21 protein-coding genes are annotated in these 23,246 nt (G+C 37.5%); 4 read left to right on the top strand and 17 right to left on the bottom strand.

Annotated elements, in window-relative coordinates:
- On the bottom strand, window positions 1-567 hold the full coding sequence (locus ACZ5R4_RS15575; protein WP_054788094.1) for a cysteine hydrolase family protein: 567 nt from the start codon (window positions 565-567) through the stop codon (window positions 1-3).
- Between the two features lie 128 nt (window positions 568-695).
- Between ACZ5R4_RS15575 and ACZ5R4_RS15570 the strand changes: the two genes are divergently transcribed.
- Entirely contained in the window at window positions 696-1,580 is an 885-nt protein-coding gene (locus ACZ5R4_RS15570; protein WP_109985511.1) for a TIGR01777 family oxidoreductase, read from the top strand.
- A 36-nt stretch (window positions 1,581-1,616) separates the two neighbouring features.
- Here ACZ5R4_RS15570 and ACZ5R4_RS15565 read toward each other — a convergent pair whose 3' ends face one another.
- The gene (locus ACZ5R4_RS15565; RefSeq protein WP_109985502.1) at window positions 1,617-2,783 is read right to left on the bottom strand and encodes a TraB/GumN family protein; all 1,167 of its coding nucleotides are present in this window, start codon (window positions 2,781-2,783) and stop codon (window positions 1,617-1,619) included.
- 262 nt (window positions 2,784-3,045) lie between these two features.
- On the opposite strand from ACZ5R4_RS15565, the gene ACZ5R4_RS15560 reads away from it, so the two are divergent.
- A complete protein-coding gene (locus ACZ5R4_RS15560; protein ID WP_464367582.1) occupies window positions 3,046-3,813 on the top strand; it encodes a rhamnogalacturonan acetylesterase in 768 nt (255 codons plus the stop codon).
- 68 nt (window positions 3,814-3,881) lie between these two features.
- Here ACZ5R4_RS15560 and ACZ5R4_RS15555 read toward each other — a convergent pair whose 3' ends face one another.
- The 13 genes from ACZ5R4_RS15555 to ACZ5R4_RS15495 all read right to left on the bottom strand — a co-directional run bounded on the left by ACZ5R4_RS15555 (window position 3,882) and on the right by ACZ5R4_RS15495 (window position 19,866).
- On the bottom strand, window positions 3,882-5,498 hold the full coding sequence (locus ACZ5R4_RS15555) for a type 2 periplasmic-binding domain-containing protein (protein WP_464367581.1): 1,617 nt from the start codon (window positions 5,496-5,498) through the stop codon (window positions 3,882-3,884).
- A gap of 36 nt (window positions 5,499-5,534) precedes the next feature.
- Window positions 5,535-6,431 carry a carbohydrate ABC transporter permease gene (locus ACZ5R4_RS15550; RefSeq protein ID WP_245902222.1) on the bottom strand — a complete coding sequence of 299 codons (897 nt, stop codon included), beginning with the start codon at window positions 6,429-6,431 and terminating at the stop codon, window positions 5,535-5,537.
- Between the two features lie 16 nt (window positions 6,432-6,447).
- Entirely contained in the window at window positions 6,448-7,404 is a 957-nt protein-coding gene (locus tag ACZ5R4_RS15545; protein ID WP_425454553.1) for an ABC transporter permease, read from the bottom strand.
- A 195-nt stretch (window positions 7,405-7,599) separates the two neighbouring features.
- Window positions 7,600-9,888, bottom strand: coding sequence for a helix-turn-helix domain-containing protein (locus ACZ5R4_RS15540; RefSeq protein WP_464367580.1), 2,289 nt, complete (start codon window positions 9,886-9,888; stop codon window positions 7,600-7,602).
- Window positions 9,889-9,949: 61 nt separating this feature from the next.
- Window positions 9,950-11,431 carry an alpha-L-fucosidase gene (locus ACZ5R4_RS15535; RefSeq protein ID WP_109982825.1) on the bottom strand — a complete coding sequence of 494 codons (1,482 nt, stop codon included), beginning with the start codon at window positions 11,429-11,431 and terminating at the stop codon, window positions 9,950-9,952.
- Between the two features lie 15 nt (window positions 11,432-11,446).
- A complete protein-coding gene (locus ACZ5R4_RS15530; RefSeq protein WP_277679133.1) occupies window positions 11,447-12,379 on the bottom strand; it encodes an aldo/keto reductase in 933 nt (310 codons plus the stop codon).
- A gap of 12 nt (window positions 12,380-12,391) precedes the next feature.
- On the bottom strand, window positions 12,392-13,225 hold the full coding sequence (locus ACZ5R4_RS15525; protein ID WP_464367579.1) for an amidohydrolase family protein: 834 nt from the start codon (window positions 13,223-13,225) through the stop codon (window positions 12,392-12,394).
- A 14-nt stretch (window positions 13,226-13,239) separates the two neighbouring features.
- Entirely contained in the window at window positions 13,240-13,674 is a 435-nt protein-coding gene (gene fucU, locus ACZ5R4_RS15520) for an L-fucose mutarotase (RefSeq protein WP_109982828.1), read from the bottom strand.
- A 12-nt stretch (window positions 13,675-13,686) separates the two neighbouring features.
- Window positions 13,687-14,703, bottom strand: a complete 1,017-nt coding sequence (locus ACZ5R4_RS15515; protein ID WP_109982829.1) for a zinc-binding alcohol dehydrogenase family protein — start codon at window positions 14,701-14,703, stop codon at window positions 13,687-13,689.
- 136 nt (window positions 14,704-14,839) lie between these two features.
- The gene (locus ACZ5R4_RS15510) at window positions 14,840-16,624 is read right to left on the bottom strand and encodes an L-fucose isomerase (protein WP_464367578.1); all 1,785 of its coding nucleotides are present in this window, start codon (window positions 16,622-16,624) and stop codon (window positions 14,840-14,842) included.
- A gap of 53 nt (window positions 16,625-16,677) precedes the next feature.
- Window positions 16,678-18,144, bottom strand: a complete 1,467-nt coding sequence (locus ACZ5R4_RS15505; RefSeq protein WP_464367577.1) for a rhamnulokinase — start codon at window positions 18,142-18,144, stop codon at window positions 16,678-16,680.
- A 21-nt stretch (window positions 18,145-18,165) separates the two neighbouring features.
- The gene (locus tag ACZ5R4_RS15500; RefSeq protein ID WP_109982832.1) at window positions 18,166-18,819 is read right to left on the bottom strand and encodes a class II aldolase/adducin family protein; all 654 of its coding nucleotides are present in this window, start codon (window positions 18,817-18,819) and stop codon (window positions 18,166-18,168) included.
- Between the two features lie 24 nt (window positions 18,820-18,843).
- Complete coding sequence (locus ACZ5R4_RS15495; RefSeq protein ID WP_464367576.1) at window positions 18,844-19,866, bottom strand: LacI family DNA-binding transcriptional regulator; 1,023 nt, start codon at window positions 19,864-19,866, stop codon at window positions 18,844-18,846.
- 271 nt (window positions 19,867-20,137) lie between these two features.
- Between ACZ5R4_RS15495 and ACZ5R4_RS15490 the strand changes: the two genes are divergently transcribed.
- A complete protein-coding gene (locus tag ACZ5R4_RS15490) occupies window positions 20,138-21,007 on the top strand; it encodes a helix-turn-helix transcriptional regulator (RefSeq protein ID WP_181397394.1) in 870 nt (289 codons plus the stop codon).
- A gap of 27 nt (window positions 21,008-21,034) precedes the next feature.
- On the opposite strand, the gene ACZ5R4_RS15485 is transcribed toward ACZ5R4_RS15490, so the two are convergent.
- Complete coding sequence (locus tag ACZ5R4_RS15485) at window positions 21,035-21,712, bottom strand: DUF1129 family protein (RefSeq protein WP_109982835.1); 678 nt, start codon at window positions 21,710-21,712, stop codon at window positions 21,035-21,037.
- 4 nt (window positions 21,713-21,716) lie between these two features.
- A complete protein-coding gene (locus ACZ5R4_RS15480; protein ID WP_464367575.1) occupies window positions 21,717-22,040 on the bottom strand; it encodes a PadR family transcriptional regulator in 324 nt (107 codons plus the stop codon).
- Between the two features lie 300 nt (window positions 22,041-22,340).
- Between ACZ5R4_RS15480 and ACZ5R4_RS15475 the strand changes: the two genes are divergently transcribed.
- On the top strand, window positions 22,341-23,231 hold the full coding sequence (locus tag ACZ5R4_RS15475; protein ID WP_277679140.1) for an endonuclease/exonuclease/phosphatase family protein: 891 nt from the start codon (window positions 22,341-22,343) through the stop codon (window positions 23,229-23,231).
- Window positions 23,232-23,246 lie beyond the last annotated feature (15 nt).

The following is a 23,246-nucleotide window of genomic DNA, read 5'->3' as shown; positions in this document are numbered from 1 at the left end:
TCAGTTTCCTCCAAATTCCTTCACTTTTGCTCCTAGTGTTTGTGCAAAATGACCAAGTGCCCATTCATGTCCTGCTTGATTAAAGGAGGCAACAGCATCTTGGTAAATTACCATGTCAAACCCTTTATTATAAGCATCCACTGCTGTATGTAAAATACAAATATCGGTACATACCCCAATTAAGTGTAGCTCTTTTATCCCTCTTTCGCGAAGTAAAAGCTCCAGATTAGTTCCAGCGAAAGCTGAATATCTCGTTTTATCTATATAGTATACATGATTTTGTTGCTTATTTGCTTCATAAACAGCTTTCAAGCTTCCGTATAAATCTCTTCCTTTTGTTCTCCTGATATTATGTGGCGGAAACAGATTCGTTTCTGGATGGTAAGGGTCGCCTTCTTCATGGACATCCACAGCAAATATAGTAAGATCCTTTTGGTCCATAAACGATTTCGTAATTTCTGTTATTTTCGCTTCGATTGCTTGTCCAGGCTCCCCACATGTTAAAGCACCATTAGATGCTATAAAATCAACCGTATAATCAACATTGATAAGTGCACGCTTTGCCATTCTGCTCCCCCTTAGATTCTTACTTATTGGTTTTCCCATTATATCAAAATTTCACACAATTTTCAGAGTTTTTGTCAACAAATGGGTGCTTATATGTTAGGATGAGGAAAAAGTGTGAGGTGATCCCATTGAAAAAGAAAGTAGTAATCACAGGTGGATCAGGCTTCATAGGAGCTTATCTGAGAGAGAAGTTCCTAGATTTAGGCTACGATGTCGCTATCATTTCACGAAAGCCACCTGCTATAACATGGAACGATCAAGAAGGAATGTTACAAGCTCTCAATCATGCTGAACTGGTAATTAATTTAGCTGGAAAATCGGTAAACTGCCGTTATAATGAGAAAAACAAACAAGAAATTCTGACATCTAGAACAGGAACAACAAAATTATTAGGAGATGCAATCAGTAAATGTGAGCATCCACCGAAATTATGGATAAACTCAAGCACTGCTACAATCTATCGTCATGCAGAGGATAAACCAATGACGGAGAAGGATGGAGAAATCGGAGTAGGTTTTTCTGTCGATGTTGCAAAAAAGTGGGAAAATGCCTTTTTTCAATTTTCTTTGCCGAACACAAGACAAGTTGCACTTAGAATAGCAATCGTACTCGGTCCTGATGGTGGGGTAATGACACCTTATAAAAATTTAGTAACATTTGGCCTTGGAGGGATTCAAGGAAATGGTAGACAGATGTTCAGTTGGATTCATATTGAGGATATATGGAACATCATCCTTTTTTTAAAGGATAGAGAGGATTTGTCTGGCATATTTAACTGCTCAGCACCGAACCCGATACCAAATTATATTTTGATGAAGGAATTAAGAAGGAAGTTAAATCGACCATTAGGATTACCTGCTCCAGCGCCACTGTTAGAACTTGGTGCCATTTTTATTAGAACAGAAACAGAGCTTATTTTAAAAAGTCGCTGGGTCTTACCAGATAGGCTAGAGAAGGCAGGATACAGTTTTCATTATCCAACTATCCAAGAAACCTTGGAGGATATTTTATAGAGGATGGGCTACTTGTCCATCCTCTAACCACCTTTTTTATAAATTGTTGAAAAACAACCTTATAATATCTGTTCCTGCTATAAAAGTTCCTAAACCACTACCGATATTAGCAAAAACAATCACTAATAAGATTCGTGTTACTTTGTTATTCCAAAAGCCCTTCACTGTTACAGCATCCTCTGAAAGTGACTCGAAATCGGACACCTGCGGACGCTTGAGGTAAGCTTGAGCAAAACCAGCGAACCACCCTGCTGCCATCAATGGATTCAATGAAGTAATTGGTGCAGCAATCAAGGCGGTTAAGACTGCCAAAGGGTGACCAAGCGCAATAATAACGCCAAGTGCAGATAAACCGCCATTCCATATGAGCCAGCTCAATACCTGCTGCCATCCAGCAACCGGATTTGCTATAAAGGTGTATACAATTAAAGCGATGATCAGAAGAGGAATGGACCACCCTATAATTTTAGGCGCTTTTGACTTTGGTGGAACCTTTGTCAGTGCTTTTAGATCATGCTCTTTTCTAATTTCCTTTGTAATACCTGGAACATGGGCAGCACCTAGTACTGCTACAATTCTCTTTCCTGGAGCTTTTTTAATTTTTTGTGCAAGATATTGATCACGCTCATCAATAAGCGGTTTTTTCAATCGAGGAAAAGCTTCTGTGAACTCACTAAGGACACTATCAATCGAATCCTGTGTTTTCATTTTCTCAAGCTCTTCTTCTGTAATAGTTTCCTTTGAGAAAACACCACCAATTACTTGAGTGAGTAACATCATTTTTCCTTTAAAGCCGATGCTTCCCCAAATTCGTGAAAAGGTTATCTGAATATTACGATCGGCTAATACTAGCTCTGCACCGATTTCTTCCGCTGACTCGATTCCTTGTATCATCTCTTGTCCTGGTTTTATCCCAAATTGCTTAGCCATCCGCTTCTGAAAGGAGGATATCGCAAGGTTCATTAAAAGCAAGGATGCTTTTTTTTCTTTAATAACTTGGAAGATGTCCATCTTTTGCCACTTACTATCATGGACAACTGATTCATATCTTTGTTTATCCAGTTCGATACAAACAGAATCGGGCATTTCCTTCTGAATAACTTCCTTCACCTGCTCTGCACTTTGCTTCGATACATGTGCAGTACCAATTAATATGTATTCCTTCCCATCTAACTCAATTCTTGTAATATTTTGATCTGTCATCAATAATTCCTGCCTTTTTATAGAAATTATACTTTTCATTATATAGTAACTACTAAAGAAAACATACTAATTTCCTTTACCTACATTATTGAAAATAACTAAAAAATCTCTATGCAGAAGACAAACTTAATGATATATTAATCACTGGAAAAGTGGACAGTTTATTCAGTATGTTTGCTTCGGAATTAGTTAAGCTAAGCCTATGACTTCTATGATAGAAAGGAAAGAAAAAATGGTTGATGGTAAAAGACGAAAACTCTCCATGATTGTACTGTTCTCCATCATTTTCGTATTTAGTATCGGTATTATAACGGTTAATTCATCCTCTAGTAATAAAAAAAGAGAAGAAAATCAGACATGGATTTATATTGCAGGAGATTCTACAGCTTCAAACTATACAGAGGAGCGTGCCCCTAGAACAGGTTGGGGACAAGTATTAGATCCTCTTTTCGATAAAAAGATTGAGGTGATCAATAAAGCGGCATCAGGAAGAAGCTCTAAAAGCTTTATCGCGGAAGGAAGATTGGATGAAATTCTTTCTGAAATACAAAAGGGGGATTACCTCTTTATACAATTTGGCCACAATGATGCAAAGGAAGACAAGCCTTCTCTATATACAGATCCTTCTACCACTTATAAAAGCTATTTAAAGCAATACATTGATGGAGCAAGGGAACAAGGAGCCCTCCCTGTACTTCTTACACCTGTGGAAAGAAGAACCTTTTCTGAGGATGGAACGTTTATTCCTTCACATGGCGATTACCCAAAAGCAATGAAGGAGCTTGCCCAAGAGGAAAATGTACCAGTACTTCACATGACAGAAAAGACAACGGAATTATATAATCAGTTAGGCCCGGAGGAAAGTAAAGATCTTTTTATGTGGCTGGAAGAAGACGAAAGCCCTAATTATTCAGAAGGCGTACAAGACAGCACACATTTTCGTAAAACAGGAGCAACCGAGATAGCTCAACTAGTCGTGGAAGAGATTGAACGTTTAAAATTAAAGGGCCTTTATAGTCATTTAAACTGAAGCCGAAAAAAGGTTTCCCAATGTTAATAGGAAACCTTTTTTCATTGATTAACTTCACTAAACAAATCTCAGTTTGCTTCTAAATATTGATTATAGGCCTCTTGATTAATTTCAACATATCTTCCTACACCAAGTGATTCAAGGCCTGCGACATAATCATCCCAATCATCCTCAATGCTCAATTCACCGGTAATAAACTGAACAGAGCTCTGCTCGACATTATCGAGAATATTTGTTTCTAATGTCGCTAACTCATCCTGAACATTTTCAGGATACCATATCGCCCAGAAAGGGAATAATTCATCTGGTTCCTTTCCTTCATAAAGATAGGTCGCCTCCTGCAAGCGCCGCTCAAAACCTTCGTCTGTATAAATATCCTCCGCCTGCACCCATCCATCTCTATATTCTCTTGTTTGGTAATATTGAGCACTAGCTCCCCAAGCATTATTTGTTGGTTCATCTGAATGCAATTGCTTTAAATTTGGTTCAACCTCTTCATTAATCGCGACATCACCTTCTTCAGGCTTGATCCAATCCTCTCCTTCAACACCAAAATGGGCCCGAGTAGATCCTTCCTCTGTAAACATATAATCTAATAGTTTTATCGCTTTAATTTGTGCCTCTTCACTTGCTTTATTTGTAATAGCAAAAGTAGCTCCTTGTACTACTGGATAGTAATAGGAAGCATACTGTCCATGTGGGCCTTTTAATGGTGTTAAAGGATCATAGGCATATTGATTCTCGTTATTCGTAAACTCCCATGGGTGGATGGATGTTGCTGCACCAAGTAACATTTCTGTATTATTTCCTAATTGTAAATAAGCATCTTGATTTTGAGTGAATGCTCCTGGATCAATCAATCCTTCCTCATATAATGATCGTATATATGTTAATCCCTCCTTCCACTCCACTTTATTCGCTACGAATTCTACTTTCCCATCCTGAACCATTAGCTTCGAATCCACATCGTCATATATAAATCCATTCATTAAAAAAGGGATAATGGAATGTTGTGGTAAAGCAATCGATCCACTTAAAGGTATTTCATCTGATTTTCCATTTCCATTGGGGTCTTGTTCGTTAAATGCCGTTAACACATTTTTAAACTCTTCATGTGTTTCAGGTATAGACAAATCCAGTTTCTCTAACCAATCCGTATTAATCCACATTTTGTTCGGCCATGTGCAATGAAAGCATTCTTCTAATTGTGGAATTCCGTATATATTCCCATCTGGAGCCACCGTGATTTTTCGAAACTCCTCATGTTCCTCTAGTACCTTCTGAAGATTTGGTGCATGTTCTTCAATCAAGTCGTTTAATGGTATTAACACTCCCTGTTTTCCATATTTCAAAAGATCATTTGCTTTAAACTGATCCACCCATTCAGTAAGGAAGTACACATCAGGGTAATCTCCACTTGCTAAAGAAATTTGCCGGCGCTCTTTGGCTGCTGCTCCATCCATGGAGGTTGTTTCAAATTCAAAATTAATTCCAAATTCCTCTTCTGCAAATTTTGTAAAGGAATTGGTTTCCAAATCTATTGTATCACTTTCTGGCATAAACACTGTCATTTTCGTTTTCCCATTCGAATCGGTTTGCTCCTCTGATGTTTCTTTATCCGAATTACACGCAGTTAATACGATTACCATGCTAAAAGAAATAAGCAAAACCATCAGCTTTTTCATTTTTTTCCCCCTCATCATGATTAGCTGTAATAAAAATTATCCCTTCACTGAACCAATGAGCATCCCTTTTACAAAATATTTTTGTGCAAATGGGTAGATCATTAGTACAGGCAAGCTAGAAATCACTATTAAAGAATATCTCATCAGGTTAGCTAATTGTTCTCTCCTCTGCTGTTCAGCAATATCCATATTAGCTCCAGAGTCACTTTGCACAATCAATAATTCACGAAGCTCTAGCTGAAGTGGAAACAATTCCTCTGACTTTAAGAAAATCATCGCATCAAAATAACTATTCCATTGAAAAACCGCGTACATCAATGCTAGAACAGCAATAATTGGCTTTGACAAAGGCAGAACAACATACCAAAGAAATTTCAAACTACTACAACCATCCATCTCACTTGCTTCCACCAGTTCATCTGGTACACTGGATTGAAAAAAGGTTCTTGCAATAATTACCTGCCATACCGCCATTGCCTTCGGAAGGAGAATTGCCCAAGGTGTATCGAGCATCCCTAGCTTTTGAACCACTAAATACTCAGGTATCAATCCTCCATAAAAAAGCATAGTAAATAAGATAAAAAACATGAAAAATGTTCGCCCATAAAACGATTTTCTCGAGAGTGGATAGGCAAATACAACGGTTAAAACAACCGAAATAATCGTATAGCCAATTGTGTATAAAATGGAGTTACGAAACCCTCTGATCACATCCGAATTCGTTAATACCTCTATATACCCTTGTAAGGAAAAATCAACAGGCCATAGCCACACCCTCCCTGAAGTCACAGCTTCTGGACTACTAATAGAAGCACTAATTATATAAATAAGCGGATATAAAACAACGATCATTATGCAACAGAGGAACACATAAATAGCTCCAAGAAATAGGCGATCACCAAAGGATTCCTTTATCCATATTTTACTGCTCACTTGAACTACCCCTTTCTTACCACAAACCGTCACCTGAAACCTTCTTCGCCAAGGCATTAACGATGATTAATAGTACGAGATTGACAACAGAATTAAATAAACCTACAGCTGTACTGAAGCTGAAATTGGCATTAATAATTCCCATTTTGTAAACATATGTTTGTAAAATTTCTGAAGTACTCAGGTTCAAAGGATTTTGAAGCAAATATACTTTTTCAAATCCAATTGCCATCAAATTACCTACACTTAGGATGAGAATAATAACAATTGCTGGCATAATCCCAGGTATGTCTACGTTCCAAATTTTTTGTAGCCTAGATGCACCATCCATTTTCGCCGCTTCGTATTGTTGCTTATCTACCCCTGCAAGTGCCGCCAAATAGATAATGGCAGAATAGCCTGTTAGCTGCCATGCATCAGACCAAACAAAAACAGAACGAAACATTTCTGCATTTCCTAAGAAATTAATTGGCTCAAAGCCAAAAAACTCCACAAACGAGTTAATGATCCCTGTTCTAGGCGACAACATTAGGATAATCATCGAAACAATGACAACAGTAGAAATAAAATAGGGTGCATAGGTAAACATCTGAACAGAACGTTTAAATAGCCCATCTTTTATTTCATTTAAGGCAAGTGCCAAAATAATCGGCAATGGGAAGGTAACTGCTAAATGATACAAGCTTAATAGCAGAGTATTTTTAATCAGATCCCATGCCACAGGATTTTGGAAAAAAGCTTCAAAATGCTTGAAGCCTACCCACGGACTTCCGAATATTCCCTCTACAACGTTATAATCCTTAAAGGCGATCACCGCCCCCACCATTGGTACATATTTAAAGATGACAAAATAAAGAATAGGTGGGATCATTAATAGATATAACTGCCAATGCTTGCGAAAACTTCTTTTGGCCAAATGTAATTGAGAGGTTTTCTTTTTTTTCAAACCGTCATAACCATGACCTATCTCCATCGCTTGTTTCAATCTTCATCCTCCCTTCTGTTCGAATAATAGCACCTCATTGGTAAGCGCTTACAAATAAATTATCATGTTCTGGCTGAAGAGAATACAGACAATTCTATTTATAGCGTACAAATTTAGAATTTAATGAAATATAGAAAAGGTACCATTCAAATCAAAAGGTACATATTAGAAAACCTTGGCGTATTAGTCTTGTAATGTCTTTCGAAATTGATTCGGAGTCACTTTATTGATACGTTTAAAGGCCCTTCGAAAAGAATGAGCACTATTATAGCCCACCTCTTTCGCTATATCATTAATCGTTTTTTTCGAATTAGCCAATAGATTCATTGCTTCATTCATGCGAATTTTTTCAAGGTATTCGTACAGATATTCTCCCGTCTCTTCCTTGAAAATATGTGAGATGAACTTTTCCGGTCGATTAAAGTGTTCTGCGATTCCATAGATGGTTAAGTCAGGGCTCTGATAATGCTCATGTAAAAATGTCTTTATCGAATGAATCATCGTATGATTGGATTCCTTCCGTTGATCTGCAATCATTTGGCAATAACATTCAATGGCCTGATCAAATTTGTTCTTAAGTGATTCGATACTTTCTTCATCTACTTGGATATCCCAAATATTTTTCCACACCTTTTCTAATTCTTCTTTTTTCGAACTATACTGATCAAAAGCCTTAAACAGTGTTCCCTTGATTTCATACATCACTTGTTCTAACATATCCTTTGGTAAGCATCGATTGTTTATATTTTCTTCATAAATCTCCTGTAATATTTTTTTGGCTTCTTCTGCATTTCCTTCTTTTAAATTTTTTAAAAGTCGAAACTCATAGTCTAATGGATAATAAAATAATACCGTTTCCTTGATCATCTCGTTATACCAGAATAAGTGATAGTCATTTGTCGAAATAGTAATATAGTCGAGTGCTTGCACCGCCTCATTATAGGAACGACTTATATCAAGCAATGATTGAAACGGCTGCCCAAACCCAACCTTTAAGGATATACGATATTGATGCTGAAATTGCTTTTTTAGGGATAGAAACATTTGTTCAATATCTCTAGCAAAAACATCGGTATCTTTTTGATCATCTAAGAAAATGTAAACCATTTTATCTGAATCTAAATTCGTTACGTAAAATTTTTGGCACAGCTTCAAGGACTCTTTTTGGATAACTAAGCGAATAGCATGTAATTCTTCGTAAATTTCACTACTGGACATCTCTTCATAGCCTGCCACCTTTAAAATAGAGACAAAACCTTTATTTCCGATGATCGGCAAATCTGCTAGTGCAGCGAATTCCTGTAAGTTCTGATTTTTCTCCGTCAGTTCCCCAGCTAGTAGCTGCTTAAGAAAGGCATCTTTTAATAATGGCTTTTGCTCCGCAAGCTGACTGTGTAGATCTACATTTGTGGCAATTAATTTAGATATATTACCATGTAAAAAATCATAGTCATTTCTGGATTCTGTCCCTGTATATTCCTTTAGTGTTTTCATCATCCCTGTAATTGGTCGGCTATGTCTGTAGGCAAATAAAAAACAAATGATCAATCCAATTACAAGTGTACCTATCGTAACTAGCCAAGTAATATATTTTATCGGCGCAGCCTGTCTAACTAACGTCTTACTAGGGATGCCCGCCACATATGTCCAGTTGTACTTATCGGAATGAGCCGTGATGAGGAGTGTCCCATCTTCTAAATAGAGGCGATTATCGTTCATTGATACCCTAGAGTGAATTGGTGAAATCTCTGATTCGTCAATGCCATTTGTTGTTACAATATGGCCATTATTTTCGTCCATTATATATACCCACCCATTAAATTGTGTAGAAATCCCCATTAACAGGTTATTTATTTTACTACTTTCAATTGGAACGACAATCGAACCCATTGATTTTGAATAGCTATTCATTGGTAATGGTCGTATATAAGTAATCACATTGGTATTCCTCTCATCCATGACAAACGCTTTTCTAGGTAGCATTCCTTGGTGATGGGATAAAACTTCAGTCTTCCATTCAGAAAATGTGAAATCAGTATAATGATACTCCTGATAAAAATGGTAGGGTCGGTAATAAACAGATCCCGGTACCATTACAATGTCCATTCGACGAAAATAGATATAGAAATCTTCAAGAAAATCATTGGTGGAGGCGAAAGGAGAAATATCTGTAGACAGCTGCTTCATGCTAGAGACAATTTTATTCTTTTCGGTAATATTTTTATTTAATAATGTGTTGACATCACTATTTGTAGCAAGCTGATTCGCAAATCGGTTTATTTCATCTAACCTTTGCTCCAAAATGGTTTTTCCTTCATGAAGAACTTGGGTGCTATTCATAATTGAGTACTTTTCCGCTGTTTTTAAGGAAACATGGTAAGAAATCAAGCCTGCGAGCAAAGGAATAAAAAGAATAATAAGATAGGATAGCAAAAATCGTCTAAAAACCTTAGAAAATTCTGCTAAATTCATGATAACTCCCTCCCCAGTCATTAATAGATAAAGCCGAAATTTTTACATTTCGGCTTTGTTATCAGTCTATTTGGATTTTAAAGACAACCGGCTTTCTGCTTTGAACAGATGTAGTCTTGATCTTAAGGCCATGTGACGATCGCTCCCACTTTGGTATCTCATCAAATCCTAATATTGTTATGCTCTGAATAATTCCGTGGAAATGTGGTAGCTTTGAAGCATCCTGTTCAGCTAGTGCCGTAATGTTTACTTTTCCGTCCTCTGGATAGTTCAAAACCGTTGCATATAAAAAAGAACCTTTTACTGTGAAACGAATATCCTCTGGTGTGAAGCTCTTAGATTTACTATCGGTAAACTGTCCTTCTTCAATAGTCGTTGGTCCTTCTCCCGCTTTTCGCCATACCTTACTCCCATAAATGGCTTCCCCATTTGTATGAAGCCAATCTCCTATTTCGAGTAAAATATTTTTATCTTCGTTTGGGATCGTGCCATCTGCTTTTGGCCCAATGTTTAATAGCATTGTCCCATTTTTGCTTACAATATCCACTAAATCACAAATAAGCTCATTGGCTGTTTTATATTCATTATTTTCGGTATAACACCATGAATTTTTTGCGACAGCTGTATCTGTCTGCCAAAAATAAGGTTTTTGTTCAGCAAATTGTCCTCTTTCGATGTCCACTACTGCCGTACCAAACATGAAAGCATCATGCTTATAATTAATGGCAACTTCTATGCCCCACTCCTCTGCACGATTATAATAATAAGCTGCAAACTTCTTTAAATAGGGCTTAACGGAGCTATGCTGAATCCACCAATCAAAGTAAACGATTTTCGGCTGATAGCGATCAACGATTTCACAGGTCCTTAATAGCCAATCCTCTAAAAACTCCTCTGATGGTGCTGGAGAATATAAATCATGATGATCAGGCTCAGGCATTGCTGCCCAATAGAAATCTCCTCTTACTAGTGGCTCTTTTATATCACTATCAAATTCCTTCCCATGACCCATAAAAAACCAGTGCTCTATACGATGAGAGGAAGCACATATTGGAATACTACGCTTGGCTAACTCCAGCTTTAATTCTCCGAGTATATCTCGTTGTGGTCCCATTTCATATGCATTAAATTTAGAAATGTCGCTCCTGTACATTTGGAACCCATCATGATGTTCTGCCACAGGCATTACATAACGTGCCCCCGATTCTTGAAACAGCTGCGCCCATTCAGCTGGATCAAATTTCTCTGCCTTAAATAGTGGAATAAAATCCTTATAACCAAAATCCTTATGCTGGCCATATGTTTTTACATGATGTTCATATGCCTTCGATCCTTGAATATACATATTTCTCGAATACCATTCATTTTCAAAGGCTGGTACAGAATACACTCCCCAGTGAATAAAAATTCCAAACTTCGCCTCCCTATACCAATCAGCAAGCTTATATTGAGATAAAGAATCCCAATTGTCTTTATATTTCCCATGCTCAATCACTTTGTCTATTTGTTGAAGATAGGCTTGTCTATCAACATATGCTTTCATTTTATTTTCCTCCTTTTATTGTCTCCACTCTTCTCTCCCACTTGGCCAGCTTCTGTTCTGAATTGGTTTTAGTATCTTTAATACTTGTTCTAATAGTTCTTGATTGATCGGTTCGTCTATCCATTCTATGTTTTTCGCTATATTTCTTTCACTCGCTGTACTAACAAGCGTTGTAGGGATTCGGTTATTTTGGACAGAAAATTGGATCGCTAGCTTTGCTAGATTCTCGCCCTTTTCTTCACAGTAGGCTGCCGCTTCTTTACAAACAGAAATCATTTCTTTATCAGCAGGATGCCAATCCGCTACTGGCCGATTATTTAATAGCCCCATAGAGATAGGCGAAGCATTGATGATACCAACATTTTTTTGTTCAAGTAATGGAACAATGTGTAAAAGTGACGTATCGTTTAAGGAATAGTGACAATAGGATAAAATTACATCTATTTCTGCTTTCTGTAATACCCTTTCAAATACGCTTAAAGGTAATCCTGAAACACCAACATAGCGAATTTTCCCTTGCTCTTTTAATTGATATAATGCGGGAATCCCTTCTTCGATCACCTCATTGTAAGAACCAAATTCAATATCGTGTAACAAAAGAATATCGATATAGTCTGTTTGCAATCTTTTTAAGCTTTCTTCGGCACTTGTTATAATTCTTTTCTTGGAAAAATCGAAGGAATCTTCTCCATAACGACCTGCCTTCGTCGAAAGAATATAACGATCTCTTGGAATTCCTTTCAAAGCCTTACCTAATACCCTCTCTGCTTTGGTCAAGCCATAATACGGGGAAACATCGATATAATTAATACCTTTATCCAAGGCATAATGAACGGTTCGAATCCCCTCCTGTTGATTAATCTCTCTGAAAACAGAGCCTAACGAAGATGCGCCATAACTCAGTACAGAGACATCCAGCCCTGTTTTCCCTAATTTACGATATTTCAAGAAACTCCCTCCCTATACGTTTAACTTATAAAAGTCGATAGCATTTCTTCCAAAAATGCAATCTTCTTCTTCCTCTGTGACTTTGTTTGATAACGCTTTCTTTGAAAGCTGAAAAACTTCATCATAGCTTGCCGATAGTAAACAAACTGGCCAATCACTTCCATATAAAATACGATGAATCCCAAACATATCAACCACATGATCCACATACGGAAGAAAGTCATCGAGTTTCCAATTGCCATGCTCCGCTTCTGTCACCATTCCCGATAGCTTACAATAAATATTCGGATGCTTCGCAATTTGCGTCATATAACTTTTCCATGGTTCAAGCACTCCTGCTGCGATATTTGGTTTTGCCATATGATCGATTACTCCTCTTAATGGAACTTGCTCGATAAGTTTGGTAACGGCTGACAACTGACTAGAATGGACTAACAAATCAACTGGCAAATCGATTTCAGCAAAAAATTCAAAAGCTTCTATATACTTCGTCCTTAAGATGACATTTTCATCAGGCATATCTTGAATCATTATCCGTATTCCAATAAATTTCGGATGCTTCAGAAATTGCGCTAACTGTTTTTTATATGCTGGATTCTCTACATCGATCCAGCCAACCACTCCTGCGATGATGCTTGATTTTTCACTTTGGGTAAGAATAAACTCTGTCTCTTCAATGGTGGGGGCTGCCTGTACGACAATCGTTTTATCGATCTGATTTTTCTTTAAGTGAGGAATGAGATTTTCTTCAAAAAAATCCCGATACAAAATCGGAATTTCTGGTGTAATCCACCCATAATCATTTCGGCTGATTTTCCAATAATGCTGATGTGCATCAATACGCATTGGACACTCCTCCTTCAGCTAATTGTAACAACACCTTTTTTCAAAATAATATTTGCATATAATGCTTGCTCTCCGGTAGCAATAATGGCATAGGCATTTTTCGCTCTCTCATAAAAAGCAAATCTTTCTAATTCCTCAAAACCACCATCCAAGGAAGTATTCTTCCTCACCATTCTACGATATTCATCCCAAATAGGGGTTTCCACATCGTCACCAGGTACAACTTGCATAAGTTTAATCGGATAGGATGTATAGCTATCTAACGGAAATAGCTGCAATATGGCCTCCAGAATTTCTGCTATCCCATTTCCATCATAACGAACAACCCTTTCACATAGACTTGCGGAAGGGAAATTACCATCTGCCAGAACTATCTCATCGCCATGCCCCATCTCCATTAATATTTTCAATAAATTTGGTGATATAATGGATGGAATTCCTTTTAACAATTGAGTCACCTCCTATTTTCGTACAATCATTGTTTTAATCGTATCCGATTGGGGTTGTAGCCAATCCTGAAAATTACTAACCGTACTCTCGAATGGAACTTTATCTGTTATATAATCTTTCACGTTGACTTTTTTGGAAAGTATCATCTCCTTAACAAATTGAAAATCCTCTCTTGTAGCATTTCTACTAGCAAAAAGCGTAAGCTCCTTTGCATGAAAGTCTGGATCAAAAAACGTTATATCCTCCTTAACTAATCCAACATAGACTAATTTCCCACCATGAGAAACATATTGAAAAGCTGTATTCATGGAGGTTGGATTACCTGTTGCATCAAAAACAACTGTTGGCAATTCACCATTTGTTATCTCCAAGAGTTTATCGATCGGCGCCTTCGAACCATTGACAGTGTGTTTAATCTGGGCCCATTCCCGACAAAACTTTAACCTTTTTTCATCAATATCCATTGCGATCACTTTTGCTCCTTTTTGATTGGCAATCGCCATCACGCCTAAACCAATGGGACCAGCGCCAATTACAAGTACTGTCTCCCCTTGTCTAAGCTCCGAACGCCTAACGGCATGTGCACCAATACTAATAGGTTCGATGACGGCAGTTTCATCTAAGGTTAGCTCATTTGTTAAGACTAGATGATCAATGGGAACAGATAGCTGCTCACACATTCCTCCATCTCTATGCACTCCTAACACGTTCATATCAATACAACAATTCGTCTTACCATTTCTACACGCTATACAGTTTCCACATTCCAGATATGGTATCACCGCAACTTGATCTCCTCTTTTTATAGCTGACGAGGTATCATCTATCCAGCTTACTGTTCCTGCAAGCTCATGGCCTAATACTCGTGGATATTTAAAGAATGGCTGATTCCCTTTAAAAGCATGAATATCTGTTCCACAAACGCCAATACGCTTAATATCAATAATCGCAGTACCTTCTGCCTTCTCAGGTGGTCGTTTGACCATTTTTCTTAGCTTTCCTGGCTGTTCACACACAATGTATTCCATCATCTATCCCCCTCATTGATTTTCTTTTATCTTACCAGCAATAATATGAAATAAAAATGGCATTTATTGCTCTTTTTATACTCTTTTTTGATATTTAAAAAACCAGAAAGTACCCATAAAGAGTACTTTCTAATGTCTAACTATATAACGGTCCGTATGTCGCACATGCTCGGTAATCTGCTCCTTCTATATCCTTTGTTCCGAACATATTCCAAGCACTTGGACGGAAAATATTTTCCTCCGAAACATTATGCATATTCACTGGAATTCTGAGCATTGCTGCTAATGTTAGGAGATCTGCACCAATATGTCCATAACTCATCGCACAATGATTGGCTCCCCAATTATTCATGACAGTATAGACATCTCGAAAGGCACCATCTCCCGTTAAGTTAGGAACAAACCAAGTGGTAGGCCATGTTGGATCTGTACGATCATTTAGTTTCTCATGTACCTTTTCAGGAAGATCAACCGTGTATCCTTCCGCTAGTTGCAGTACTGGTCCTAAGCCTTTCAATAGATTCACTCTGGCGATTGTGACAGGCATCCCACCTTTAGTTAAGAAATTACTGGAGAAGCCACCTCCACGAAAGTATTCGGTATTAGCTGGGCGCCATTTGGTGGCATTCAAGCATTTCTCTACCTCCTCAGCAGTAATATCCCAAAACGGCTTCATCACAGGCTTCCCATCCAATGATTGTTCACCAGTACCGTCTAATGCAGCTGCACCTGAATTAAGAAGATGAATGACGCCATTCTCCGCTTGGCCATCTACTTCATATCCAGTAACTCGCTTTATTGCATCAGGACTCCAATATGTTCGAACATCTGCAAAGACCTGTGCTGTATTTGTTAATAGGTGTCCGAATAACATCGTAATTGCATTTAAGGCATCATTTTCTGTTGCCACAATATATGGTGCTCGAATTCCATTCCAATCAAAGGAGGAATTCAAAATTGCCTCCATGAAATCCCCATTTGGAAAATGATCGGTCCATTGTCTTTGCCCTTGAAAACCTGATGCAATGGCATTTCTACCCATCGCTTCTTCCTCATATCCTAACTCAGCTAGTCTTGGGTTACCTTCCATTAGATCCTTTGTAATAATTGTCATCTTAATGTTCATCTGTAGATCTTCTTCCTTTTGTTCCTCTGTCCGTTGATTTTCAGCTGAATTAATATCAGAGCCAATCACACATTTTTCTTTCACCCATTTATATGCCTTCTCGAATTCTTGCTCATCATAAATCTTTTCTTCTATGCGTCTAGTAAATTCTGACATATCAATATATTCATTTCTCATTCCAAGATAATCCTGGAATAATTCTTCATTGACCATACTGCCCGCAATCCCCATTGAGACAGAGCCCATGGATAAGTAAGAGGTATCCTTGAGCATCGCTACCGCAAGCCCCGCCTTTGCAAAGCGGAGCAGCTTCTCTTGAACATCTGCTGGAATGGAGTGATCCTCGATATCCTGCACATCGCGCCCATAAATACCAAAAGCAGGAATCCCCTTCTGATTATGTGCTGCTAGTACTGCGGCTAAGTACACCGCTCCTGGTCTTTCCGTACCATTAAACCCCCAGACAGCATTAGGTCGACGAGGATTCATATCCATCGTCTCTGAGCCATAGCACCAGCACGGGGTAACGGTTATAGTCAAACCCACTGATTCCTTTTCAAATTTCTCCTTCGCTTCCGCTGCTTCCTTCACTCCGCCAATACAAGTATCTGCAATTACACATTCCACGGAATCGCCATTGTTATATCGTAAATTTTCTGACAAAAATTGAGCTACAGCTTTTGCCATATTCATCGTTTTTTCTTCTAAAGATTCGCGTACACCCTTACGCCTACCATCAATCGTTGGTCTGATTCCAATTTTCGGCATGCTTCCTATTAATCTTTTATTTGACATCTGTCTTCCTCCTTTAAGTGTCAGCTTATCGATGTTTCCTATAGTAAACCTTTTTATTCTATTAATTCTTTGAACTGGGTATAAGCATTCTGCCAATACTGATCGTGATTCGGTAAGTAGCTATTAATGGGAAAGGATTTTTTTACAATCGATTTTGCTTCCTTCCCATCTCTTATTTCCCCAAGTGCAATCAATTGCCCAAGTGCGTTTCCTACTGCACTTGCTTCTATTGGACCTGCAATGATTTCCCTATCCGTCGCATCTGCAATGGTTTGACATAATTGCTGATTCTTTGTCACCCCTCCCCCTATATGAATGCGCTTTATTTTTCGTTCAACAAGTGTTTCTAGCTGATCAATTACTAGTTTGTACTTCATTACCAAACTATCGATGATACAGCGAATGATTTCCCCTCTTGATTGAGGAATTGGTTGCTCAGTTTCCCGACAATATGCTCGAAGCTCTACTAACATATTCTTAGGATTAAAAAAACGGGGATCATCCGGATCAATCAATGATCGAAATGGGGTTGCTTGCTGAAATAATTGATTTTCTTCCATATAATTTGTCCTGATCCCATCTCTCTCCCATATTAGACGAGATTGCTGCAATAGCCACATCCCCATATTGTTTTTTAACAAACGGTAAGTGCCATCCATTGTTCCTTCATTGGTAAAACCCCACCTTCGTGCGTTTGGTGTGGTTAATGCTTTCTTCACAGGAATCCCAATTAAACTCCATGTACCACAGCTCATGAAAACAGAATAATCATCCTCTATGGGCAATGCTGCTAGCGCACTTGCCGTATCATGCCCTGCGACATGAATAACCTGTACTGGATCCATTTGTAGTTCTCTATTTATATCAGGTAATGTAGATCCTGCGATGGTTAAAGATGGTACAATTTTAGCAAAAAGGTTATCTTTTACTCCCAGCAAGCTAATAAGCTGTTTAGACCAATCTTCTTGGTGGATATCTAATAGCTGCGTAGTCGAGCTTATCGTGAATTCACTGGCTTTTGTTCCTGTAAAAAAATAGGTAAGTAGATTGGGAGTAAGAAGTAATGTATCAGCCTGTTCTAATAAGCCTGGGGATTGTTCTTTTATCGTAAATAATTGATATAAACTATTTATTGGTGCAGATTCTACACCTGTCAAAGTAAAGAGCTCTTCCTCTGACATCCATTCATGAAACTTTTCCATTCCGAATTTATTTTGTGGATCGCGATAACAATAGGGATTTGCTAAAAGTTCTCCTGTTGCAGATAATAAGCCAAAATCCACACCCCATGTATCTATGCCTAAGCTCTCTACCTCATGTCCAGCTTGCAGACTAGCCTGCATTGCTTTTTTCATCTCATTGTAAATATGTAAAATATCCCAATAATAATGATTGGTCAATGAAACAGGGTGGTTAGCAAATCGATATATTTCATCTAGTATAAGTTGTTCTCCGTCATATTGACAAAGCATCAATCTACCATTGGATGCTCCAATATCAAACGCCCATACTTTTTTCACCTATCTCCCTCCTCTCGCAAGCTATTTTTCAGAGCTTTTTAACAGCTTCGCTCGATATTTTTCACTAGAAAGATTGCGTAAATCCTGACATTCTGACTCCGTTAATAGCCTAGGAGTACCAACCGTTTTAGATAGGTAATATACCTTTGCCGCCTCTTCTACTAGTTGCATAAAAAAGTAAGCTTCTTTCATCGATTTTCCTACCGTTAATACTCCGTGGTTTCTCATTACTACTACATCTGTTTCAGCAATAACCTCTGCAACGGCATCTGCTAGAATATGAGTAGTCGGAATGAGATAATCTAGATACGATATATTGCTTATCATTGCAGGGAAGTCAGGGAACATTGGAGGAATTTCCAAACCCGCTGAGGAGATGGCTACAGAGTAGCTTGGATGTGCGTGTAGGACAGAATCAATATCAGGTCTCCTTTGAAAACATTCTAAATGCATTAAGATTTCGGATGATGGTTTTAAATCACTTATTACTTCACCTGTTAAGATGTTTACACATACCCATTGCTCCTCCTTCACCTCCTGCAAATCAAATCCACTAGGAGAAATATACATATAATCCCCTTCTCGCATGCTTAGATTTCCCCCAGCACCTACTACTAGCCCTGTAGAGACTAGCTTCTTTGCATAAAGACATAGTTGTTTCCTAACATCAACCATGAATGAACCTCCTTTTAAATCGCATTATTTTATTGACCTTGTAGACTTTCGTAGATGAATATCTGGTGATAAAACAATTTTTCGATCTTTCTGAATCGTTTTACCATCTAATCGTTCTACTAAGAATTGAATACCAATTCTTCCAAATTCCTGAGCAGGCTGAGATGCTACTGTAAAGAATGGATCAAAATATACTACTGGTTCTACTTCATCAAAGCATACAACAGATATATCCTCAGGTACTTTCATACCTAATTCCTTTAATGCCCGCATCGTACTAATCGCTATAAAATTATTTGCCGCAAATATGGCCGTAGGTCTCTTTGTAGAAGGTAAAGCTAATAATTGTTCGATATTTTTTTTCGTATCCCCTGCTTGGATACTCTTGAAGTCTATTTCCGTAATATAATGCTCGTATACTGGTAATTCATTTAATCTCAATGTTTCTAAATAACCTCTTAAACGCTCGCGTGCTGTTGAAATATTCGAAGGACCATTGATGAAAGCAATGTTATGATGTCCTTGTTCAATTAAATGCTCCATCAGCTTCCTACTACCTTCATAGCTGTCTCCAAGTACATAATCACCTGTAAAGCCTTCAATGGTCCGATCAATTAGGACAACAGGTATATCCTGTGCTCTAAGACGATTAATTTGTTCCAAGGAATGGTCACTTGTTGGGGCAATTAACACCCCATCTACTCTTGCGGATAATACCATATCCATATAATTCAACTCTTTAGATGCATCTTCATCCGTATTACTTAGTAATACTCGATACCCAAGCTCATGTGCTTTATCCTCTGCACCTCTTGCTAGCTTTGCAAAAAATGGATTCGAGATATCCGGCAAAATAAGACCTAAAGTTTTTGTTTGCTTGGAAATTAATCCCCTTGCCACAGAGTTAGGTACATAGCCCAATTCTTTAATAGCTTGTTCAACCTTTTTCCTTGTGGATTCCTTTGTCTTCCCAGAATTATTTATCACTCTGGAAACGGTCATTGCAGATACATTGGCCTTTTTGGCAATATCATAAATTGTCACCATGATCGAGAACCTCACTTACTTTTATATTTATTCCATTATATCGATAACATTCCTGGGCAACAATTAAATATAGAGATTGAGTACTTAATTAATGTATTTAAAAACATAATTTAGTTATCGATAACATAATATGATATAATCATATAAAGCGCTTTCGTTCTATATACGGAATAAATATTTATATATTATATAGTATGTGAGACTAGAGAAAAGTACTATTGTCATTTTTGCTTTTTTTATACTATTTTTTGATCAAGGAAAGGAGATAATGATGAGCTCACTTCAAGATATGAAACCATTAGAGGAATTATTCCCGTACTCATTTGTCTATAAAAATAGTAAAGCCCCTCAAAATGAACGTCCTGATCATATGCATCATTTTCATGAGATTATTTATGTCCACAATGGAAATGGCGTATTTTTCATTGATAACACCCTCTACGAAATGAGCAAGGGGGATATTTTCATTATTCCAAATGATACGCTTCACCATGCCAGACCTGACAAACATAATTTAATCACTTCTTCCGTGATCTTCTTTAGTTCTGGCTTGATTTATCCCATCTCTATTGATGATTCCTTTTCCTATTTATCACTTATCGAAAAAGTAAAGAAAGAAAAAGAATTCAAAATACAGATTCCCATAAAGGAACAGCCTATTCTTGAACAGTATCTCCTACAAATACATCATGAATTAACAGAGGATAAACTAGGGTCGATTCATGCATCCCTACTGATCACCCATCAAATCCTACTACACCTTTCTAGAATGAAGCTAAAAAACAAGGATGAGCTCATTCATGCAAAAACATCTCCACATGATTGGATGAATTACATTCTTGCTTACATTGAAAAAAACCTGGAACAAAACCTTTCTTTACCTGCTTTAGCTAAAGAAGCACTTGTAAGTCCCGCTCATTTTAGTCGAATTTTCAAGCAAATTACTGGAATGGGTCCAATCGCATATATCAATAAAAAAAGAATTTTAAAATCAAAGGAATTACTTCTGCAATCCTCTCTTACTATTACGGTAATAGCAGAAATGATGGGCTATGATAGCACGCCCCATTTTTACCGAACCTTTAAAAAGTATGTAGGAATGACCCCTGCACAGTTTCGAAAAAAAGAGAGAAATGCATGAAGCACACGCATTTCCCTATCAAAAAGTTTATGATGTTTTCTTAAAATAAGTCGCTAGGACGTAAAATACAATACTTATCCCTATTAACCAATAAACAGGTATTTGTACTGACATCCCAAAGTCAGGCATGATGATGAACATAGTTAAAAACAAGCCAAATGGTAAGGCTCCAAAGCAAAAACCGAACAGAACACTTTCAAGCACTTTGTTAATATCTTTAAAGCATGACCACTTTAAATAGGCGAAGATGGCATACATAGCTACAAAAACAATGATAATAGAGGTGATAGCCTCCAAGGCTAACGTACCTATGTAATAGATTTTCTCTTGATCTCCTTTACCAAAGCCAAAGTATAGAATAGAATGAACGACTCCATTTAAGAAGGTAGTCACAGCGAGAAAATAAAATATAGCCATGAGACCCACCTTTACTCTTTTAGGTGTGATCATTTTTGGTAATTCCCCAATAATTTCGTTGGCATATTGCCTCGGATCATCACCGAAGACTTCCTTTGCACTCTTCCCTTCTCCCTGTGCGTCTAGAAGATGATCTAGCAGTTCCATTAAAATCTCTTCCGATTCTTGTTCTGATTTATTAAAGAACAGGCGAACATACAATAGCATTTCTTCATACACTTTTTTATTTTCTTCATTTAATAATTTTCTTTTTTGATTATTTTGCTCAATTAATACGGACGCATCCATATTTTCACTCCTCACCTTTTAATAATTGATCAACAGGGGTTTTAAGGCCGTTCCATTGGGTTTTAAATTCTGTTAACGCCGTTTTTCCTTGATCCGTCAAATGGTAGTACTTTCTATTTGGGCCATGAGGGGACTTTTTCATTTTCCCTTTAATAAGCTCCTCTTTCTGTAGTCTAAGTAATATTGGATAAATAGACCCCTCACTCACATCTATCCCTTGTGTTTGTAGCTTCATTGCTAGTTCATATCCATAAATAGACTCCTTTGATATTATTGCTAATATACAGCCTTCAAGGATTCCCTTCAGTAGCTGACTTCGAATCGCCAAATTCACACACCTACCTTGCATTGCAATATAGAGAAGTAAAAAGAAAAGCAATTCTTGATTGCTATCTTGTTTTACAATGTAGTAAATTTATTATATATCCTTTACCTAAAATATGCAAGAACAAATAAAAGAAATAAGACCGGTCACCTTTTACCACAAAAGTTGCAGGTGCTTTTTACTATTTTTCTTTACTTTTTTGAAAACTCTAGTTCATACCAACTTCACATTCCTGCTTTATACTAGACATTGATAGTTGGAAAGGATTGATAAAAAACAAAGGAGGAATTTTCATTGAAAAGGATGCTGCAAATAGCTGTTGTCTTAACTAGTTTATGGTTGCTTTTAGGTAGTACTTCTTTTTCGTCGATCCATGCATCTACTGAATTACATAATAAGAAGTCTGAAGCTAAATTAAATGTGATGAGCTTTAATCTAAGATATTTAAATGATTCTGATCCTTCCCCACATACATGGGAAGAAAGGCGTTCTACTGTACGTCAAGTTATTCGCATGGAACAAGCGGATATTATCGGCACACAAGAAGCGGTCTATCAACAGGTGAAAGATTTAGCTAGTGATTTGCCAAATTATGCATGGATTGGTCAAGGCCGTGAGGGTGGCAGTAAAGGGGAATTTATGTCCATATTTTATAATAAAAACCGTTTTACTCCATTAGAATACAACCATTACTGGCTATCAGATACACCAGATATAGTAGGTTCTACATCATGGGGAAATACAATCCCTAGAATGGTCACTTGGGTGAAATTCCTTGATCACCAATCGAATAAAGCATTCTATTTCATCAATACCCATTTCGATCACATGTCTGAAGAGGCAAGAGAGAATAGTGCTAGACTTATTTCAGAAAAGGTAAAGGAACTTGATTCAGATCTCCCTGTAATCTTAACTGGGGATTTTAATGCTGGACCCGAAAGTATACCTCATGACATCTTACAGCAGCAAGGCAAGTTTGTTGATACCTTTATAGCAGCAGAGAAAAGAATAAATGAAGAGCTTGGTACATTCAATGGTTATGATAACCCTTCTGGTGGAGGCGCAGATAATAGAATTGATTGGATTTTATCTAGAGGAGAAATCACAACAGAATATCATAAAATTATCAATTTTAGAAAAAATGGACAATACCCTAGCGACCATTACCCAGTATTGTCGAGGGTGACCTTTTAAGAAAGGAAAAGAGGC

This window comes from Gracilibacillus sp. JCM 18860, from assembly GCF_055395245.1.
Note: the sequence above shows the minus strand (reverse complement) of the source record. Positions and strands in the feature narration are given on the sequence as shown.

What these genes read in the sequence shown, in the direction of transcription:
- ACZ5R4_RS15490 (WP_181397394.1), top strand. Translation starts at nt 20,138, where the DNA reads ATGAGCTCACTTCAAGATATGAAACCATTAGAGGAATTATTCCCGTAC.
- ACZ5R4_RS15560 (WP_464367582.1), top strand. Translation starts at nt 3,046, where the DNA reads ATGATTGTACTGTTCTCCATCATTTTCGTATTTAGTATCGGTATTATA.
- ACZ5R4_RS15495 (WP_464367576.1), bottom strand. Translation starts at nt 19,866, where the DNA reads ATGGTGACAATTTATGATATTGCCAAAAAGGCCAATGTATCTGCAATG.
- ACZ5R4_RS15500 (WP_109982832.1), bottom strand. Translation starts at nt 18,819, where the DNA reads ATGGTTGATGTTAGGAAACAACTATGTCTTTATGCAAAGAAGCTAGTC.
- ACZ5R4_RS15540 (WP_464367580.1), bottom strand. Translation starts at nt 9,888, where the DNA reads ATGAATTTAGCAGAATTTTCTAAGGTTTTTAGACGATTTTTGCTATCC.
- ACZ5R4_RS15575 (WP_054788094.1), bottom strand. Translation starts at nt 567, where the DNA reads ATGGCAAAGCGTGCACTTATCAATGTTGATTATACGGTTGATTTTATA.
- ACZ5R4_RS15515 (WP_109982829.1), bottom strand. Translation starts at nt 14,703, where the DNA reads ATGGAATACATTGTGTGTGAACAGCCAGGAAAGCTAAGAAAAATGGTC.
- ACZ5R4_RS15475 (WP_277679140.1), top strand. Translation starts at nt 22,341, where the DNA reads ATGCTGCAAATAGCTGTTGTCTTAACTAGTTTATGGTTGCTTTTAGGT.
- ACZ5R4_RS15525 (WP_464367579.1), bottom strand. Translation starts at nt 13,225, where the DNA reads ATGCGTATTGATGCACATCAGCATTATTGGAAAATCAGCCGAAATGAT.
- ACZ5R4_RS15565 (WP_109985502.1), bottom strand. Translation starts at nt 2,783, where the DNA reads ATGACAGATCAAAATATTACAAGAATTGAGTTAGATGGGAAGGAATAC.
- ACZ5R4_RS15545 (WP_425454553.1), bottom strand. Translation starts at nt 7,404, where the DNA reads ATGGAGATAGGTCATGGTTATGACGGTTTGAAAAAAAAGAAAACCTCT.
- ACZ5R4_RS15535 (WP_109982825.1), bottom strand. Translation starts at nt 11,431, where the DNA reads ATGAAAGCATATGTTGATAGACAAGCCTATCTTCAACAAATAGACAAA.
- ACZ5R4_RS15485 (WP_109982835.1), bottom strand. Translation starts at nt 21,712, where the DNA reads ATGGATGCGTCCGTATTAATTGAGCAAAATAATCAAAAAAGAAAATTA.
- ACZ5R4_RS15555 (WP_464367581.1), bottom strand. Translation starts at nt 5,498, where the DNA reads ATGAAAAAGCTGATGGTTTTGCTTATTTCTTTTAGCATGGTAATCGTA.
- ACZ5R4_RS15510 (WP_464367578.1), bottom strand. Translation starts at nt 16,624, where the DNA reads ATGTCAAATAAAAGATTAATAGGAAGCATGCCGAAAATTGGAATCAGA.